General features: G+C 69.0%; 1 pseudogene. It reads left to right on the top strand.

Going from position 1 to position 1,127, the window contains the following annotated elements:
• Positions 1–556: pseudogene (locus WH07_RS36530) on the top strand (hypothetical protein); the annotation flags it as partial.
• Positions 557–1,127 lie beyond the last annotated feature (571 nt).

Below are 1,127 nucleotides of genomic sequence, written 5' to 3'. Positions count from 1 at the left end.
CCTGCACCCCGCCGAACACGACGCCCTCACGCACACACACGATCCCGCCCTCTCCGCCGCCGTCAGCCGACAGCTCCGCCACGCCCTCGCTGTCCTTCCTCCGCCTGGGGAACATCACCGCCCCGTCGCGCTGCCCTGGCCCCGCCGCCTCCGCGCCCGCCCCCAACCGCTGGTGCCGGGCAACGGCCGCCCGGCACAGGAACTGACCGCCGCACTGTTCACACCAGTCGCCGGCCTACGCACCACAGGGGACTACGCCACGGCCCTGGCGCGCCAGCTTCTGGCGTTGCTTGCATCCGGCACCATCCGCCCCGGCGACGTGCTGCACGACTGCCGGCCCATCGGCCATGCACTCGGAGGAAAAACATCCAAGGCCAACGGCTCCCTCATCCTCGACCACGTCGCCAGCCGCTACGGACTCCTCCGGAACCGCCCACTCCGCGACGGCGTCCCACCGGCACCCCTCTCCAGCGCCCAGACACACACCTGGGAGATCAGCCCCGCCGCCGCCCGCCTGACCACAGCCATCGAGAACAAGCTCGGCCAGAAAGCCTGAGGGATACTCCGGTGAAAAGGGCTCCCGAGCGCCGGGGTGGCCTGCGCTCGCGAAGGCTTCGTGGTCAGCTGCTGCCGTGGCTCCAGGCGGCGACGGCCCGTGCAGCAGGCCGCTGAGGCTTCCAGCACTGCACGCACCGGCGCACCCGCGATCTCATGCGACACATTTCAACTGCGGAAAGAAGATGCTCACAGTGCCACCGGCTGCCTCTCCGGGTGCTATTCGGTCCCTGTCCGGCACCGTTGCCGGGCCGCGGACATTGATGATGCGTTTCCCATCAAGGAGGAAGACATGGCCGATGCCTTGTACCGGAGTGGATCTTGCACGTCTCTGCCTTCCACCTCGGACCCGGGCGTTGGGTCCGCGCAGTGTCGGTAGAGGGCATGGAGTGGGGCGAGAGCTTGCGTCCAGCACGGTGCACGGCAGTGGTCGCGCCAGTGTGGTCGCATCGTGCTGTCTGGAACGAACTCCTTGTCCCGGTCTCCGTCGAGGCGGGCAGGAGGTTTCTGCGCTGATTCCGACAGCGCTCGGCCAGCCCCCGGCCATGGACGTCGACCGCGGCCTCGCTGAG

Source organism: Streptomyces odonnellii, from assembly GCF_000981895.1.
GTDB lineage: Bacteria > Actinomycetota > Actinomycetes > Streptomycetales > Streptomycetaceae > Streptomyces > Streptomyces odonnellii.
This window is presented reverse-complemented; position numbering and strand designations above follow the sequence as displayed.